The 15,592-nt window shown below is 60.6% G+C and carries 16 protein-coding genes; 8 read left to right on the top strand and 8 right to left on the bottom strand.

Annotated features, from left to right (window positions below; translation table 11 throughout):
• Position 1: 1 nt before the first annotated feature.
• From xerC to dapF, 3 genes are read right to left on the bottom strand one after another with little or no spacing between them, the layout of a single operon-like run.
• A complete protein-coding gene (gene xerC, locus MWU49_RS08190; RefSeq protein WP_246970449.1) occupies positions 2-925 on the bottom strand; it encodes a tyrosine recombinase XerC in 924 nt (307 codons plus the stop codon).
• A 10-nt stretch (positions 926-935) separates the two neighbouring features.
• Positions 936-1,658 (bottom strand): DUF484 family protein, encoded by a 723-nt coding sequence (locus tag MWU49_RS08185; protein WP_246970447.1) that lies wholly within the window; start codon positions 1,656-1,658, stop codon positions 936-938.
• Positions 1,659-1,697: 39 nt separating this feature from the next.
• On the bottom strand, positions 1,698-2,549 hold the full coding sequence (dapF, locus tag MWU49_RS08180) for a diaminopimelate epimerase (protein WP_348646694.1): 852 nt from the start codon (positions 2,547-2,549) through the stop codon (positions 1,698-1,700).
• A gap of 195 nt (positions 2,550-2,744) precedes the next feature.
• Between dapF and rlmJ the strand changes: the two genes are divergently transcribed.
• The 3 genes from rlmJ to nhaC all read left to right on the top strand — a co-directional run bounded on the left by rlmJ (position 2,745) and on the right by nhaC (position 5,932).
• A complete protein-coding gene (rlmJ, locus tag MWU49_RS08175) occupies positions 2,745-3,590 on the top strand; it encodes a 23S rRNA (adenine(2030)-N(6))-methyltransferase RlmJ (RefSeq protein ID WP_246970445.1) in 846 nt (281 codons plus the stop codon).
• The gene (locus tag MWU49_RS08170) at positions 3,587-4,087 is read left to right on the top strand and encodes a GNAT family N-acetyltransferase (RefSeq protein ID WP_246970444.1); all 501 of its coding nucleotides are present in this window, start codon (positions 3,587-3,589) and stop codon (positions 4,085-4,087) included. The genes rlmJ and MWU49_RS08170 overlap by 4 nt, the downstream gene beginning before the upstream one ends.
• Before the next feature lie 381 nt (positions 4,088-4,468).
• Positions 4,469-5,932 carry a Na+/H+ antiporter NhaC gene (gene nhaC, locus MWU49_RS08165; protein ID WP_246970443.1) on the top strand — a complete coding sequence of 488 codons (1,464 nt, stop codon included), beginning with the start codon at positions 4,469-4,471 and terminating at the stop codon, positions 5,930-5,932.
• Between the two features lie 111 nt (positions 5,933-6,043).
• Here the strand turns inward: nhaC and MWU49_RS08160 are convergent, their stop codons facing one another.
• From MWU49_RS08160 to argH, 5 genes are all read right to left on the bottom strand, one after another.
• Complete coding sequence (locus MWU49_RS08160) at positions 6,044-6,844, bottom strand: hypothetical protein (RefSeq protein WP_246970442.1); 801 nt, start codon at positions 6,842-6,844, stop codon at positions 6,044-6,046.
• A gap of 66 nt (positions 6,845-6,910) precedes the next feature.
• A complete protein-coding gene (locus MWU49_RS08155; protein WP_246970441.1) occupies positions 6,911-7,897 on the bottom strand; it encodes a Solitary outer membrane autotransporter beta-barrel domain in 987 nt (328 codons plus the stop codon).
• A gap of 180 nt (positions 7,898-8,077) precedes the next feature.
• A complete protein-coding gene (gene lysA / locus MWU49_RS08150; RefSeq protein WP_246970440.1) occupies positions 8,078-9,319 on the bottom strand; it encodes a diaminopimelate decarboxylase in 1,242 nt (413 codons plus the stop codon).
• A gap of 2 nt (positions 9,320-9,321) precedes the next feature.
• Positions 9,322-9,477, bottom strand: a complete 156-nt coding sequence (locus tag MWU49_RS08145) for a lipoprotein (protein WP_246970439.1) — start codon at positions 9,475-9,477, stop codon at positions 9,322-9,324.
• 60 nt (positions 9,478-9,537) lie between these two features.
• Positions 9,538-10,941: an argininosuccinate lyase gene (argH, locus tag MWU49_RS08140; protein WP_246970437.1), complete on the bottom strand. Its 1,404-nt coding sequence runs from the start codon at positions 10,939-10,941 to the stop codon at positions 9,538-9,540.
• A gap of 190 nt (positions 10,942-11,131) precedes the next feature.
• Here argH and MWU49_RS08135 point away from each other — a divergent pair, with 190 nt between their 5' ends.
• The 5 genes from MWU49_RS08135 to MWU49_RS08115 all read left to right on the top strand — a co-directional run bounded on the left by MWU49_RS08135 (position 11,132) and on the right by MWU49_RS08115 (position 15,555).
• Entirely contained in the window at positions 11,132-12,178 is a 1,047-nt protein-coding gene (locus MWU49_RS08135; protein WP_246970434.1) for a sensor histidine kinase, read from the top strand.
• A 5-nt stretch (positions 12,179-12,183) separates the two neighbouring features.
• Positions 12,184-12,924, top strand: coding sequence for a LytTR family DNA-binding domain-containing protein (locus tag MWU49_RS08130; RefSeq protein WP_246970432.1), 741 nt, complete (start codon positions 12,184-12,186; stop codon positions 12,922-12,924).
• A gap of 96 nt (positions 12,925-13,020) precedes the next feature.
• Positions 13,021-13,332 carry a TRL-like family protein gene (locus tag MWU49_RS08125; protein ID WP_153499574.1) on the top strand — a complete coding sequence of 104 codons (312 nt, stop codon included), beginning with the start codon at positions 13,021-13,023 and terminating at the stop codon, positions 13,330-13,332.
• A 586-nt stretch (positions 13,333-13,918) separates the two neighbouring features.
• Positions 13,919-14,851: a hydroxymethylbilane synthase gene (gene hemC, locus MWU49_RS08120; protein WP_246970430.1), complete on the top strand. Its 933-nt coding sequence runs from the start codon at positions 13,919-13,921 to the stop codon at positions 14,849-14,851.
• Between the two features lie 2 nt (positions 14,852-14,853).
• The gene (locus tag MWU49_RS08115; protein WP_246970427.1) at positions 14,854-15,555 is read left to right on the top strand and encodes a uroporphyrinogen-III synthase; all 702 of its coding nucleotides are present in this window, start codon (positions 14,854-14,856) and stop codon (positions 15,553-15,555) included.
• Positions 15,556-15,592 lie beyond the last annotated feature (37 nt).

Raw genomic sequence — 15,592 nt, 5'->3', positions numbered from 1 at the left:
ATTAGTCCTCATCCTCCTCTCTGCGGCGCTGGGCTCTCGGATGGGCTCCATCGTATACCTGCGCCAGATGCTGGAAATCCAGATGGGTGTAGACCTGGGTGGTGGCCAGGTCGGCATGGCCCAGAAGTTCCTGTACGGCGCGCAGGTCGCCGGAGGATTCCAGCAAGTGGGTGGCGAAGGAGTGGCGCAATTTGTGGGGATGCAGATGGTCGTCCAGTCCTCGCTCCAGGGCGTGGCGCTTCAGCCGTTGCTGAACACTGGAAGGGGAAAGGCGTTTGCCATTCTTGCTGAGGAAGACCGCTTTTTCGGCGCTGTCCTTGACGAACAGGGTGCGCGCCTTGAGCCAGCGTTTCAGCGCGGTCACTGCCGGCTTGCCCATGGGGAGCTGGCGGGTCTTGTTGCCTTTACCGGTGACCAGCAACTGGGCCGCAGGAAGATCGATGCTGTCGATATTCAGGCTGAGCAGTTCCGCCAGACGCAGGCCGCAGGCATAGAGTAGCTCCATCATGGCCTGGTCGCGCAGGCTCAGCGGATCGCCCTTGTCGGTGCCCGCATCCAGCAGCTGGGTCACCTGATCCGCATCGAGCGCCTTGGGCAGGCGCTTGCCGCTTTTCGGCGCGCGCACATCCACCACCGGATTGTCCCTGGCGATGCCTTCGCGCATCAGATAACGGTAGAAGGTGCGGAGGGTGGAGAGCAGGCGGGCAATGGTCTTGCCACCTTTTCCCTGACGATGGAGTGAGGCCACCAGGGAGCGGATGTCATGCACGGTGACTCCCGCCCAGTCCTGCTGACCCAGCACCCGGGAGGCCTCTTTCAGATCACGCTGATAATTGGTGACGGTGTGGGCCGAGAGCCGCCGCTCAGACTCCAGGTGTTTCAGGAACGCAGTAACAGTGTCAGGGTCACGGGGTGCGCTGTTCACTGTTAACTATTCACTGTTCACTGATTTTCTTGGCTGCCTGATGCGGGTACTGGCGAAGCACTTCGTGCAGGCGACGGCTGAGGATCTGGCCGATATGGGTGATGAACAGGGTGCCCAGGGAGCTGCGGAAGTGCATGGCGCTCTTGCTGCCGATGGCCAGCAGACCGAGGCGGCCCTGGTACTCCAGCGGCACCATGGCGGCGGAGCGAATGTCGGTGGCGTGTTCCTTGAACAGGTCTTCCATTTCTTCCTGGCGCATGGCGCCGCACACGGCTTTGCCATTGCGCAGCAGGTGATTCAGTGCTTGTGGCAGGGCGGTGCTGTCCACGCAGCGGATCTGGTTGCGAAGATCGCCAAGGATTGGCACTTCCCGGTCGTACAGCATGAGAGAGACGCGATCACTGCGGAAATCATCGGTCAGGCTGCCGAGCAGGTTGCGGAACAGTTTTTCCGGGCTGCGTGCCTCGAGCAGGGACAGGGTCAGTTTGCGGGTCTTGTCGAACAGATGGTCGTTTTCCCGGGCCACATCCAAAAGGCCGTTGAGGCGGTCACGCAGCTCGGTGTTGCGCTCGCGCAGGATCGAGGCCTGACGTTCCAGCAGGGAGACGGCCTGGCCTTTTGAGTCGGGCAGGCGCAACAACTCCAGCAGTTCCGGGCGCTGTTCGAAGAATTCCGGGTTGTCGCGCAAATAGGCGGCCACCTGATCGGCGCTTACCGGGCTGTGATCCGTCATCTGTCCTTCCTGTGCTGGTGGGTATCCGTCTGTGCGGATTCAGTCAGTCTCAATGTTGATGTTGCCATCATAGACATGGCTGGCGGGCCCTGTCATCCGAATGCCGCCGGTTCCGGCATATTCGATCTGCAGGCTGCCGCCTGGCAGGTGCACGGCGACCTGTTCATCCAGAAAGCCGCGACGCTGGCCGATCACCACTGCAGCACAGGCGCCGGAGCCGCAGGCCAGGGTTTCGCCGGCGCCACGCTCATAGACCCGCAGGCGCACCTCGTTGCGGCTGACAATCTGCATGAAGCCCACATTGACCCGCTCCGGGAACTGCTCGTGGCTTTCCAGGATCGGACCCACGGTTTCCACCGGGGCGGTATCCACGTTTTCCACCAGCAGGGTGCAGTGCGGGTTGCCGAGGCCGACGGCACCCACTTCCCAGGCTTGTGTGCCGGAGACCAGAAAGTAGCTGTCGGCTTCCGCCTTGGCAGTCATGGGAATGTCGTCCGGGGCCCAGCGCGGCGCACCCATGTCCACGGTGACCTGCTCATCCTCTGTGATGGTCAGTGTCATCAGCCCTGCGGCGGTTTCCACCACCACATCCTGTTTGTCGGTGAGCCCCTGATCGCGGACAAAGCGGGCAAAGCAGCGGGCGCCATTGCCGCACTGGCTCACTTCCGAACCATCGGCATTGAGGATGCGATAGCGGAAATCCGCCTCGCCGCCGCGGGCCGGCTGGACGATCAGCATCTGGTCGAAGCCCACGCCGAAATGGCGGCTGCCCAGACGGCGAATCTCATCCGCGGAAAACGGCAGGCCGTCCTCCGGCAGCGACTGGCTGATACCGTCGATGACCATGAAATCGTTGCCGAGGCCGTGCATTTTGGTAAAGCGCAGGTTCATTGCTGCTGTCCGGTACAGGTTAAAGGGGCATTGTACTCCGGCTGGCAGGCGGCGTCAGGGGGCGTGACGAGTCTCGAGTCGCGAGTTTCGAAGATCAAAACCGGTTTTGCCTTTCGTAACTCGTCACTCGCTTCTCGCTGCTACAATACCGACTCAGGTGTACAATGCGCCCCTACACTATTTCAGGCTGCCATCATGCTTTCCTACCGCCACAGCTACCACGCCGGTAACTTCGCCGATGTCCTCAAGCACATCGTGCAGATCGCCATCATCGAGTATCTCAAGAAGAAGGAAAAACCCTTCACCTTGCACGATACCCATGCCGGCGCGGGGAATTACCTGATCGACAGCACTCATATGCAAAAGACCGGGGAGTACCACGATGGCATCGAGCGGCTGTGGGAGCAGCGCACCGGGGTCGGCGTGATTGACCAGTATGTAAAACTGGTCAAGCAGCTCAATCCGGTGGGCAAGCTGCGCGAATATCCCGGCTCCCCTCGGATTGCCGCCAGCCTGTTACGCGAGCAGGATCGACTGCAATGTACCGAGCTGCACAGCACCGATTTCGAATTGCTCAGCAAGCTGTTTGCCGGCAACAAGCAGGTGCGGGTGGAAAAGATGGATGCCTGGCAAGGCATCAAGGCGATGCTGCCGCCACAGCATCGTCGCGGCATGGTGCTGATCGATCCCTCCTACGAGCTGGAAAAGGATTACCGGGAAATGCTGCCAGCCCTGCAGGCCGCCATGGAACGCTGGGTCACCGCCACCTACGCGATCTGGTACCCGGTGATGGATCGTAACCGCACCGAGTCCTTTATCCGCCAGTTCATCAAGGCGGATATCCCCAATATGTTGCGACTGGAGCTGTGCGTTAAGCCGGATGCCTCCGGCCGAGGCATGACCGGGTCGGGCATGCTGGTGATCAACCCGCCCTTTACCCTGGCCCAGCACATGGCCCAGGCCATGCCGCTGCTGGAAAAGCATCTGTGTGAAACCGGCGGGCACTCACTGGTCAAACGGTTGACTGAAGAAGCGTCATGAGTGCGGTGTTGAGAGCGGCCCGCCGCGAGGATGCCGCCGAGCTGCTGCGTCTGATTCGTGAGCTGGCACGCTATGAGAAAGCGGAAGACCAGGTCGAAACCGATGCAGCGCAGCTGGCTTCCACCTTGTTTGATCCCGGCGCCACCGCCCATGCCATCGTCGCTGAGCAGGATGGACGTCTGGTCGGCATGGCGATCTACTTCTTCAATTATTCCACCTGGCAGGGGCGCAACGGCCTGTATCTGGAAGATCTGTTTGTCGAGCCCGAGCAGCGTGGTGCCGGCATTGGCAAGTCGCTGCTGGCCCGGCTGGCAGCCATCGCGGTAGAGCGTGATTGTGGTCGCTTCGAATGGAGTGTGCTGGACTGGAACACGCCAGCGATCCAGTTCTATGAGAGCTTGGGGGCTCAGGCCCAATCCGAGTGGGTGCGTTACCGCCTGGAAGGTGAAGCCCTGCAGGCGCTGGCCCGAACGGCGAGCCAGGGAGTCTCTGAATAACTCCTTGCATGCTCAGTCTTTTAGGCTGATTCACAATCTAGGCGCACTTTTGAAGGCATGCTGGTTGCCTGTCGAGAAAGTGCAACAACGAGTGTGGATCAGCCTGGAAGACCCGGAGGGCGGGGCCTGGAGCGCCCATCTGCTGCGCCTTGTCTCTCGGAAAGGGAACCACCCTGACCATCGAGACAAGACACAACAGCTGCACGCTCCAGGCCACGCTGAGTACGCAAGGAGTTATTCAGAGGCTCCCTAACGCGCCGACGGCTGGCGCTGCATGGCGCCTGCGGCGCTGGTAGACTGCGCCGCTTTCAGCGTTACCGTAAGTGCTTACTCGCTCTGCGGGGCGTATAACTGAAAGCTCTTTTTCCGGATCCTGCCGTCATGACCGAGACCCGAATTCGCCGTCCCTCCTTAGTCGATGCCCTGTTCCCGATCCTGGTATTGATCAGCCTGCTGGCGGCAGCGGTGTATTTATACGGTGATGATGCCTCCTACGGCCCCAACCAGATTGCCCTGTTGTTCTGTGCGGGCCTGGCCTCCCTGATCGGTCTCAAGAATGGCCTCACCTGGCGGGAAATTGAAACCGCCATGGTGCGGGGGATCTCGGTGGCGTTGGGGGCCATCCTGATTCTGCTGATGGTGGGAGCCCTGATCGGCACCTGGCGATTGGCCGGCATCGTACCGTCGCTGATCTACTTCGGGCTGGAGTTGATGAACCCGTCGCTGTTCTACGCGGCGGCCTGTCTGATCTGTGCGGTGATCGCCCTCAGCATCGGCTCCAGCTGGACGGTGGCGGCGACGGTGGGGGTGGCGCTGATCGGGGTCGCCAGTGGTCTCGGGCTCTCCCTGCCGGTGGCAGCGGGGGCGGTGGTGTCCGGTGCCTATTTCGGCGACAAGATTTCCCCGCTCTCCGAAACCACCAACCTGGCGCCGGCGGTGGCCGGTTCTGAACTGTTCGAACATATTCGCTTGATGCTGTGGACCACGGTGCCGTCCATCGTGATTGCCCTGCTGATCTTTCTGGTGATGGGGCTTAACACGGATATTCCTGACACCGGGGAGGATCGCATTGCGCCCCTGTTGGCGGGTCTGGAAAGCCAGTTCCATATTTCCATTATTCATCTGGTTCCGCTGGGGCTGCTGCTGTTCATGGCGCTCAAGCGCATGCCGGCGCTACCCGCCATCTTCATCGGTGCGCTGGTGGGAGGTGTCTGGGCCTTGTTGTTCCAGCCGGATGCCATTGCGGTGCAGGCCGGCGTCGAAAACCCGGACTGGACGCTGACCCTGCAAGTGATCTGGCAGACCTTCTTCGCCGGGGTCAGCGTGGATGCCGGCGATGCCGCGCTCAACGATCTGCTCTCCGGCGGTGGCATGGCCTCCATGATGAACACGGTGTGGCTGATCATGTGCGCCATGGCGTTTGGTGCGGTGATGGAAAAGGCGGGCTTGCTGGCGCGCCTGATCGAGGGGCTGCTGGGGATGGTAAAGGGCGCGGCGGGTCTGATCACCGCGACCCTGGGGACCTGCTTCGGCAGCAATATCCTCACTGCCGACCAGTACATCTCCATCATCATGCCCGGGCGCATGTTCCGCGAGGAATATGAGCGCCAGGGGCTGGCGCCGGTGAATCTGTCCCGCGCCCTGGAAGACGGCGGCACCATCACCAGCCCGCTGATTCCCTGGAATACCTGCGGTGCCTACATGCAGTCCGTGCTGCTGGTACCGGTGACCGACTATCTCTTCTTTGCTTTCTTCAACCTGATCAATCCCGTGCTGGCACTGGCCTATGCCTGGCTGGGCATCAAGGTGCTGCGTTTGAGCCTCCCACAAAAAACCTCAGCCTGATACCGTAAGAGCTGCGCAGATAGGTCTTCAAACAAAAAGGCCCGCCCGGAAACCCGGGCGGGCCTTTTTGCTTTTGGCGTGTTGCCTGTTGCGTGAAGCGTGCCGCGTCTCCTACATAAACTGCATATTCACTGCAAAGAACAGCTGCCACTCCGGCTGGCCGGGGCCGCGGTCGGCGATGGAGACCTGCGGTTCCATGAACACGTTGAACACGGTCTTGTTGGCCTTCAGCACCTTGCCGAGGCGGGCGCCCACCGGGACGCTGTAGTTGTCGGACTGGAAGTCATAGTTCCACAGCGGGGCGGTGCCGGTGTACCAGCCATCTTCCAGCTGATAGAAGAAGAACGGCTGCATGGCGGCCAGGCTGACCCGCGACCGGCCGTTGGTATCGCCAATGCCGCCACGGTAGATCAGCAGGTAGCCGTACTGGTATTTGGCCGAGGTGGCGTTGAAGTAGACGTTGGCGACACCGGCCTGCCACTGTTCATTGCCGAGCGCATCGTCAGAGGCGGTGGGGGCCACCAGTTGTGGCCCGACCCCGAAGCTGATGGCCGGGTTGCCGGTATCCATCAGGTAGGCCGCAAAGATATCCGCATCACCCACGCCGGTCTGGTGGGCGCCACGCATCCCGGTGGGGAAGGTGTTGATGGGCAGGGAGGCGCGCATCAGCCAGTCGCTGTCACCCAGGGAGAAGGGCTGGGCATAGCGCAGCACCATCTGGTTGGCATCCTCGTCCGTGTCGGTCAGTTCGCCGATGTAATAATTCTGAACGTTGAAGGCCTTGATGTCGGCCAGCGGGTTGTTGGCCTGGGCGGCGGCTGAGCCTTCAGCATGACTGAGCCCGGGCAGCGTCAGTGACAGGGTTGTGAGGGTCATGGCACCAAGTCCCTTGGCCATCTTTTTCATGCTCATGCTGCTACCTTTCTGTTCCGTCAAAAAAACAGTGTAGAGAAATTCCCTGGAGCTGCCACGTGAAGATCAGTCTTCGTTGAACAGCAGCACCAGGGTGCCGCCGCGCAGTACGCTGCCGTAATTCAGATTGATGCCGATGCCTACATTTCTGACAAAGGGAATGCGCTCGGGGATATCCACCAGCCAGCCGATGCCCGCCTCGTAGTAGTAATGATTGCCCAGCGGTTCATCCAGGTCAGCACCCAGATCGTAGCGTGATGCCTGCATCCATACGTTCTGGCCACGCATCAGCCGGGTCAGAATCGGGCTGCGCCAGCGTACTCCATTGGACCAGTACCAGGCTTCCGGCTGAACCTCATGGGCAGTTTCCCCGGTGTCGAAAGTGCGCCCGCGCATATAGTGGATTTCGCTGATCAGTTTCACTTCGCTGTCGCGGCCTCCCACAAACCAGGTGGCGCGCAGGTGGGGTTCGGCCTGCCAGGCCTTGGCGGAATAGTTGGTAATCAGACCATCAAGGAACGGCGCCAGCGCCTGTGACTCCAGGGTGTTGAAGTCAGTTTTGTTGCGGTAGCGCTGCAGGTGCAGGTTGAGGCCGGCATCCAGACGCAGGTAATCGTTGCTCCGATGGCGCAGCTCGCCACCGAGAGAAAGCGTGGTGACTGAGCTGTCGATCACATCATCGGTACCGTTACCGGTGGGGATAATTTTGGTTTCCTGCTTCTCGCCCAGGTAGGCGGCTTTGGCGCCCAGTACCAAGGTGTTGCTGTGCTCACCAATGGGGGTTTTCCAGCTCCAGGGCAGAGAAAGGGTGCTGATCTGTTGTCGAAGCTCCTGGGCTTCCAGTGTTCCCAGCTGTTCATCTTCCAGGCCGACAAAATCATTGGGATTGAAGTCCCAGAAGCCAAAGCGGACTGCATTACCACCTGTGAGCAGCAGGGCGGTCACATAGCTTTCCGCCAGACCGAGACGGATGGCCCTGTCCAGCGGCGTCGCAGCCCGGGCCGGCATGGCGAGGGTGGTAATGAAAAAAAACAGCAAAAGATGTCGAGTCATGGCCGGGGACGCTCGTGACGATGCGCCCAGTTAAACACAAAACGACAAGGTTTGACTGCCACGCGAGGGGCATCAGAAAGCAAAAAGGCCGCACCCAACATCCGGGCGCGGCCTCCTGCGTTTTCGCTTAAACAGCAACTTTTCCGCGTTGTAGCGTGAAGCATGCAGCGTGTTGCGTTTTTACGGCAAAACCGATTCCAGCTTGAGCTGCTCGTCAAAGGTTTCCCGCTGACGCACCACAAAGGCCTGATCACCATCCACCATGATTTCCGCGGGGCGGTTACGGCTGTTGTAGTTGCTGGCCATGGCAAAACCGTAGGCGCCAGCGCTGCGGACGGCGAGCAGGTCGCCGGTTTCCAGGGACAGGGCGCGATCCTTGCCAAGGAAGTCGCCGGTTTCACACACCGGGCCAACGATATCCCAGGTACGGCAATCCGCATCGTGGGGCTTCACTGGCACGATGTTCTGCCAGGCGGAATACAGGCTCGGCCGGATCAGATCGTTCATGGCGCCGTCGACGATGGCGAAGTTCTTGTGCTCGGTGGGCTTCAGGAAAAGCACCTGGGTAATGAACAGCCCCGCGTTGGCGGCAATAGAGCGGCCGGGCTCGATGTGCACCGGCAGGTCGCCGGGAATGTGCTTGAGCAGGGCCTGCACATAGGCCGCGCGATCTGGGGGTGTTTCTTCGTCATAGGTCACGCCGAGGCCGCCCCCCAGATCCAGGTGATGGATCTCGATGCCGTGCTGCTGAAGGGTGCCCAGCAGCTTGAGAACGCGCTCCAGCGCATCTTCGAACGGTGACAGGCTGGTGAGCTGGCTGCCAATGTGGCAATCGATGCCGAGAATGCGGATATGCGGCATCTCGTGGGCGCGTTGATAGAGGGCCGGGGCCTTCTCGATGTCCACACCGAACTTGTTGTCTTTCAGGCCGGTGGAAATATAGGGGTGGGTCTGGGCGTCCACGTCCGGGTTTACCCGGATGGCAATGGGCGCTTCCATGTCCAGCTCGCCGGCTACCAGGTTGAGCAGTTCCAGCTCGGCGGCGGATTCCACGTTGAAACAGTGGATGCCGGCTTTCAGGGCGGCGGCCATCTCGGCGGCAGTCTTGCCGACGCCGGAGAATACGATCTTGTCCGGATCACCACCGGCACGCAGTACCCGCTCCAGCTCGCCACCGGAGACGATATCGAACCCGGCTCCCTGACGGGCCAGTACATTCAGTACTGCCAGGTTGGAGTTGGCCTTTACCGCATAGCAGACTTGATGCGGGTGCTCGCCAAAGGCCTCATCGAAGGCTTGATAGTGGCGTTCCAGGGCGGCGCGGGAATAGAGGTACAGAGGTGTGCCAAAGCGGTCTGCCAGTTGTTCTATGGGCAGTTCTTCGGCAAAAAGCTGGCCGTCGCGGTACTGAAAGGGATCCATGATCAGTCCTGTTCGTCGTCTTGCTGAGCGTCGTCAGCGGTGTTGGGGGCCGGTTGGCTGGCGGCCGGCTGTTCGGGCTCGTCCGGGGCATAATACAGCGGGCCTTTCTGGCCACATCCGGCAAGAAGAGCAAGCAGGCAGAGGGCGGAAAGACGCATTGTCGGACTCCGGCGTTGGCTGGCGGTGCCCGCTGTGCGAGACCGCCAGGGAATGATGGCTTAGGCGTTGCCGGTATTGTCCAGCGCTTCGCGGGCGCGGGCAACGGCGGCGCGAACCTGATCGGGGGCGGTGCCGCCGATATGGTTACGGGCGCTCACGGAGCCTTCCAGGGTCAGTACCTCGAACACGTCATCGTCGATCTGGTCACTGAACTGCTTGAGTTCGGACAGGGACATGTCGCCAAGGTCCTTTTTCTTCTCTACGCCGTAGGCCACGGCCTTGCCGACGATCTCGTGGGAGTCACGGAAGGCGATGCCCTTGCGCACCAGGTAATCGGCCAGGTCGGTGGCGGTGGCGAAACCACGACGGGCCGCTTCGCGCATTACTTCGCGGTTGGGCTCCAGGGCCGGGATCATGTCGCCGAAGGCGCGCAGGCTGCCCTTGAGGGTGTCCACGGCGTCGTACAGCGGCTCCTTGTCTTCCTGATTGTCCTTGTTGTAGGCCAGCGGCTGGCTTTTCATCAGGGTCAACAGGCTGATCAGGTGGCCGTTGACGCGACCGGTCTTGCCGCGTACCAGCTCCGGCACGTCCGGGTTCTTCTTCTGCGGCATGATGGAGCTGCCGGTACAGAAGCGGTCGGGCAGGTTGATGAAGTTGAACTGGGCGCTGGTCCACAGCACCAGCTCTTCACTGATCCGGGAGAGGTGAGTCATGGACAGGGCGGCCAGGGCGCAGAACTCGATGGCAAAGTCACGGTCGCTCACCGCATCCAGGGAGTTTTCGCAGACACCGTCGAAGCCGAGCAGCTCACAGGTGCGCTCCCGGTTGATCGGGTAGGTGGTGCCGGCCAAGGCGGCCGAGCCCAGCGGCATGCGATTAACACGCTTCTTGGCGTCCAGCAGACGCTCGCGGTCGCGCTTGAGCATTTCGAACCAGGCCAGCAGATGGTGGCCAAAGGTCACCGGCTGGGCGGTCTGAAGGTGGGTAAAGCCGGGCATGATGGTGGCGGCTTCGCGCTCGGCCAGGTTGAGCAGGCCCTGCATCAGGTACAGGTACTGCTCTTCCATGATCAGCATTTCATCGCGCAGCCACAGGCGGATGTCGGTGGCCACCTGGTCGTTACGGCTACGGCCGGTGTGCAGTTTCTTGCCAGTGATGCCGATCTTGTCGGTGAGGCGTGCCTCGATGTTCATGTGCACGTCTTCCAGGGCCACAGACCACTGGAATTCGCCGGCTTCGATCTCTTTCTGGATTTCCGCCAGGCCATTGATGATGGCGTCGCGTTCCTCCTCGGTGAGTACGCCCACTTCTGCCAGCATGGTGGCGTGGGCCTGGGAGCCGAAGATGTCCTGACGGTACATGCGCTGGTCAAAATTCACGCTGGCGGTGAATTCCTGCACGAACTGGTCGGTGGATTCGCTGAAGCGGCCGCCCCAGAGTTTGTTCTGCTGCTTGTCAGTCATCGTTCTTGCTCATCTAAAGCCGGAATTGCGGGCGCGCAGTATAGCAGGGACGAGGGAACCTCTGAATAACTGCGTGCAGACAGGGATTCCGTGAACCGGTTCAGCCGCCTTATAACTATCCCTTGGGGCTGACGCCATGTTCAGGTATAAGTGTCTGAAGACTCGTAATTTATACCGATAAGGAGCCGGAATGGCGGCCATGGAAGAGCAGCCCTCCTCGAGCTTTCTGCCGGATCTATGTAGCGCCCGTGCCGTGCTGGTGGTGGTGGTGGTGGCAGAATTGCTGGCCATGGTCGTCACCCTGGTAGCCACCTACTACGACGATTTCAGCCTGGCCCGGCTCGCCACCACGTCCCTGTTCGTGCAATGGGTGGGGCTGACATCGGCGGCACTGGTGTGTCAGCTGCGCTTTCGCCTCAATCGTCTGCCCTCCAACTGGGCTGCCGTGGCCGTGGTACTGCTGGTGGTCGTGGATACCCTGATCTTCAGCGTCATCGCGGCAGCGGTGATGGGCTGGGTGCAGGGAATTCTGCCAGTGGTGTCTCTGGTCAATGCCACGACTTTCGTCAACGGCCTGATTGCCGCCATCATTGCTGGCCTGGTCATGCGTTATTTCTATGTGCAGGAACAGCTGCGGGCAAAGGGCCAGGCCGAACTGCAGTCCCGGATTCAGGCGCTACAGTCGCGGATTCGTCCCCATTTTCTGTTTAATTCCATGAATATCATTTCCAGCCTGATCGCGGTGGATCCGGACGCTGCTGAACAGGTAGTGGAAGATCTCTCCGTATTATTCCGGGCCAGCCTGAAAAGCACGGGCAGTGAGGCCTCGCTGGAGGATGAACTGGAGCTGTGTCGCCGCTATATTCATATTGAGCAGCTGCGCATGGGGGACCGTTTGCAGGTGGAATGGGATATACAGGTACCCACTAACCGGGTACCAATTCCACTGTTAACCTTGCAACCCTTGCTCGAAAATGCCATTTATCATGGTATCCAACCGTTGGCAGCAGGTGGTCTGGTGACCATTCGCGCCACGGAAGCGGACGGCATGCTGGTGTTGTCAGTGAGCAATCCCAAGCCTGCCGGTGATGGGCATCACAAGGGTAACCGCATGGCGCTGGAGAATATTCGCCATCGCCTGGAGGCGCTCTACGGTGACCAGATCGCGGTAGAGGCCCATCCGCAAGAAAAAGAATACGAGATCGAGATTCGATATCCGCTGCAACGAAAGGGATGAAAATTATGCGGGTACTAGTATGTGATGATGAACAGCTGGCTCGGGATCGGCTGAAACGTCTGGTCGAAAAGGCCGACAACGTGGAAGTGGTTGCCGAAGCCGCCAATGGCCGTGAAGCCATTGAGCAGGCCCAGGAGCATCGCCCCGATGTGGTGCTGATGGATATCCGCATGCCGGAAATGGATGGCATGGAGGCGGCAGAACACCTCAGCAAGATTGATAACCCGCCGGCGATTATTTTCTGTACCGCCTATGATGAGCATGCCCTGCAGGCCTTCAAGGTCCATGCGGTGGATTACCTGCTCAAACCAGTGAGTCTCAGTGATCTGGAGCTGGCACTGGCCAAGGCGCGCACCCTCAACCGGGTACAGCTGGCGGAACTGGGCAAGGAAGTCAGCGAAGACAAGCCTCGCCGTCGCGGGCATATCAGTGCCCGCACCCATCGTGGTTTGGAGCTGGTGCCGGTGGATGACGTGCGCTACTTCCTGGCCGACCAGAAATACGTGACGGTCTGTTTCAGCGAGGGCGAAGTGCTCATCGATGAAACCCTGAAAGACCTGGAAAACGAATTCGGCGACCAGTTTGTACGCATTCATCGTAATGCCCTGGTGGCGCTGAAGTATATCGAGGGGATGGAGCTGGCTACCGCCGGGCATCACCAGGTGCGTCTGCGCGGTATTGAAGAGCGCCTGACGGTGAGTCGCCGTCATGTGGCGGGGCTGCGCAAGGTGCTGCAGAGCCTCTGATTCAGTGCGTCCGGGGTAATTAACAGGTGTCCCCGGGCGTGCTAGCCTTGGCTTTCCTTGGGGTATGCAACAAATAACAACAACAGGTAAAACGCCATGAAGAAATTCCTGATGCTGCTGGCCAGCGCCGTGCTGCTCAGTGGCTGTGCCACTGCCACCATGCCGGTATCCGGCCTGCTGTACGCCAATGTGAAGGCGCCGCTCACCGCGACGGCCTCCACCGAGAAACCCACCCGCGTGGGCCGTGCCTCCACCCGCTCCATTCTCGGCCTGATCGCCTCCGGCGACGCCACCATCCAGACCGCAGCCCGTAACGGCGGCATTACCGAAATCCACCATGTGGATTATGAAGCGCAGAACTTCTTCGGGGTGCTGGCGGAATATACGGTGGTTGTGTACGGCAACTGATAAAAACAGCTACAAGCTACAAGCTACAAGCTTCAAGCTGCAAGCGACAACGCGGCTGAGAGGCTTGAGAAGGCTGCAGCACCGGGGCCGCGTCCAGAGTCTGGCCGCGGCCCCGGTCGTTTATAAAGACTAGGTGCCGGTTCAAGTCATAGGGTTTGTGGTTTTTGATTGGGCCTCCGGGTTGTCCGGGGGCGTAGTCGCGGCCCCAAAACGTGAAGCAGGCCCCGCCCTTTATGGCGCGTTGTAGCTTGCAGCTTGAAGCTTGCCGCTGCTTTTCCTGTAGACTAGGGACCCTCTGAGCAATGCCTTGCTTACTCAGCGCGGCCTGAAGCGTTCAGCTGTTGTGTCTTGTCACGATGGTCAGGGTGGTTCCCTTTCCGAGAGACAAGGCGCAGCAGATGGGCGCTTCAGGCCGCGCCCTCCGGGTCTTCCAGGCTGGCCCGCACTCGTTGTTGCGCTTTTTTGATGGATGGACATACACCTTCAAAAGCGCGCCTAGATTGCGAACCAGCCTGAAAGACTGAGCATGCAAGGCATTGTTCAGAGGCTCCCTAGGCCCACTTTTAACTGAACAACAGGATGCCCCATGTCCCGCGAAATCTTGCGTATCGCTACCCGTTCCAGTCCGCTGGCCATCTGGCAGGCCGAGTATGTTCAGGCCCGGCTGGAAAGTCTGCATGAAGGTTTGAGCGTGGAGCTGGTGCGGATCAAGACCCAGGGGGACAAGATTCTCGATACCCCGCTGGCCAAGATCGGCGGTAAGGGCCTGTTCGTGAAGGAACTGGAAGAGGCGATGATGGATGGCCGCGCCGACATCGCGGTGCACTCCATGAAGGACGTCCCCATGGAGTTGCCGGAAGGCTTTGTGCTCCCGGTGATCTGTGAGCGGGAAGACCCCCGCGATGCCTTTGTCTCCAATACCTATGAAAGTCTTTCTGCGCTTCCCCTGGGCGCCTGTGTCGGTACCTCCAGCCTGCGTCGCCAGGCCCAGGTGAAGGCCAATCGTCCTGATCTGGTCGTGAAGAGCCTGCGCGGCAATGTGCAGACTCGTCTGGGCAAGCTTGATGCTGGCGAATTCGACGCCATTATTCTCGCGGCCGCCGGTCTCAAGCGGCTGGAAATGCATGAGCGTATCCGCTACGAAATGCCGCCGGAAGAATCCCTGCCTGCGGTGGGCCAGGGCGCGGTGGGTATCGAATGTCGTGAGGGGGACGAGCGCACCATTGAGCTGCTCAGCCCGCTCAGTGATGTGGATACCTGGGACCGGGTGGTGGCCGAGCGAGCCATGAATCGCCGCCTGGAAGGCGGCTGTCAGGTGCCCATCGCCGGCTTTGCCCTGCTGGAAGGCGATGAGCTGTGGATGCGGGCCCTGGTCGCCGAGGAAGATGGTAGCCGGGTGCTGCATGCCCAAGGGCGAGCCCACCGGAGTGAAGGTGCAGAGCTGGGTGTGCGGCTGGCGGAGGAGCTGCTCGGCCAGGGCGCGGATGCCATCCTGAAGGCCCTGTACGACAAGCATTGATCATGCGAATTCTGGTTACCCGTCCTGCGGGGCAGCAGCAAGCGCTGATGGATGCCCTGCAGGCGGCCGGTTACCAGGCCGCCCACTGCCCGGCGCTGCGGATCGAGCCGCTGCCGGTCAGCGGCGATACCCGGCGGGTGTTGATGGATCTGGACCTGTATCACGCCGTGTTCTTTGCCAGCGCCAATGCCGCCAGGCTGGCGCTTACCGCCATGTCGGATCTGTGGCCCCAGTGGCCGGTGGGAGTGCATTGGCTGGCGGTGGGCCGGGCCACGGCGGCAGAACTGGCTACCTGGCATCTGCAGCCGGAGGTGCCGGAGGCCGGCTTCAATAGCGAAGCGGTGCTGGCTCTGCCCTGTCTGCAGGATCTTCACGAGAAAAAAATCCTCATCTGTCGGGGTAACAGTGGCCGGGAGCTACTGGCTGATACCCTGAAAGCGCGTGGTGCGGAGGTGGTAGCCTTGCCATTCTATCAGCGCTTGCCGAACCCGGATTTCGAGCCCACGGCTGGCTGCCAGTGGGTGATGATCACCAGTGTGGAAAGCTGGCGGGCAGTGGCGTCTAAGTTGCCGGGCGGTTGCGGCATTGTGGCCGCAGGTGAGCGCGTGGCGGCGGCTATTGCAGAAGACCATTCGGGCGAGATCCGGGTGGCGGCCAGCGCCCATGATGACGATATGATTGCGGCCCTGCCCCTTCCTGTCTGAATGGTGTCGTCCGGCGCACACCATTACATTGTTTAAT

The organism is Alcanivorax sp. S6407, assembly GCF_023016115.1.
In the GTDB taxonomy this organism is placed as follows: domain Bacteria; phylum Pseudomonadota; class Gammaproteobacteria; order Pseudomonadales; family Alcanivoracaceae; genus Alcanivorax.
This window is presented reverse-complemented; position numbering and strand designations above follow the sequence as displayed.

Coding starts and splice junctions, on each gene's coding strand:
- MWU49_RS08185 (WP_246970447.1), bottom strand. CDS start 1,658: ATGACGGATCACAGCCCGGTAAGCGCCGATCAGGTGGCCGCCTATTTG.
- dapF (WP_348646694.1), bottom strand. CDS start 2,549: ATGAACCTGCGCTTTACCAAAATGCACGGCCTCGGCAACGATTTCATG.
- rlmJ (WP_246970445.1), top strand. CDS start 2,745: ATGCTTTCCTACCGCCACAGCTACCACGCCGGTAACTTCGCCGATGTC.
- MWU49_RS08170 (WP_246970444.1), top strand. CDS start 3,587: ATGAGTGCGGTGTTGAGAGCGGCCCGCCGCGAGGATGCCGCCGAGCTG.
- nhaC (WP_246970443.1), top strand. CDS start 4,469: ATGACCGAGACCCGAATTCGCCGTCCCTCCTTAGTCGATGCCCTGTTC.
- MWU49_RS08160 (WP_246970442.1), bottom strand. CDS start 6,844: ATGAGCATGAAAAAGATGGCCAAGGGACTTGGTGCCATGACCCTCACA.
- MWU49_RS08155 (WP_246970441.1), bottom strand. CDS start 7,897: ATGACTCGACATCTTTTGCTGTTTTTTTTCATTACCACCCTCGCCATG.
- lysA (WP_246970440.1), bottom strand. CDS start 9,319: ATGGATCCCTTTCAGTACCGCGACGGCCAGCTTTTTGCCGAAGAACTG.
- MWU49_RS08145 (WP_246970439.1), bottom strand. CDS start 9,477: ATGCGTCTTTCCGCCCTCTGCCTGCTTGCTCTTCTTGCCGGATGTGGC.
- argH (WP_246970437.1), bottom strand. CDS start 10,941: ATGACTGACAAGCAGCAGAACAAACTCTGGGGCGGCCGCTTCAGCGAA.
- MWU49_RS08135 (WP_246970434.1), top strand. CDS start 11,132: ATGGCGGCCATGGAAGAGCAGCCCTCCTCGAGCTTTCTGCCGGATCTA.
- MWU49_RS08130 (WP_246970432.1), top strand. CDS start 12,184: ATGCGGGTACTAGTATGTGATGATGAACAGCTGGCTCGGGATCGGCTG.
- MWU49_RS08125 (WP_153499574.1), top strand. CDS start 13,021: ATGAAGAAATTCCTGATGCTGCTGGCCAGCGCCGTGCTGCTCAGTGGC.
- hemC (WP_246970430.1), top strand. CDS start 13,919: ATGTCCCGCGAAATCTTGCGTATCGCTACCCGTTCCAGTCCGCTGGCC.
- MWU49_RS08115 (WP_246970427.1), top strand. CDS start 14,854: ATGCGAATTCTGGTTACCCGTCCTGCGGGGCAGCAGCAAGCGCTGATG.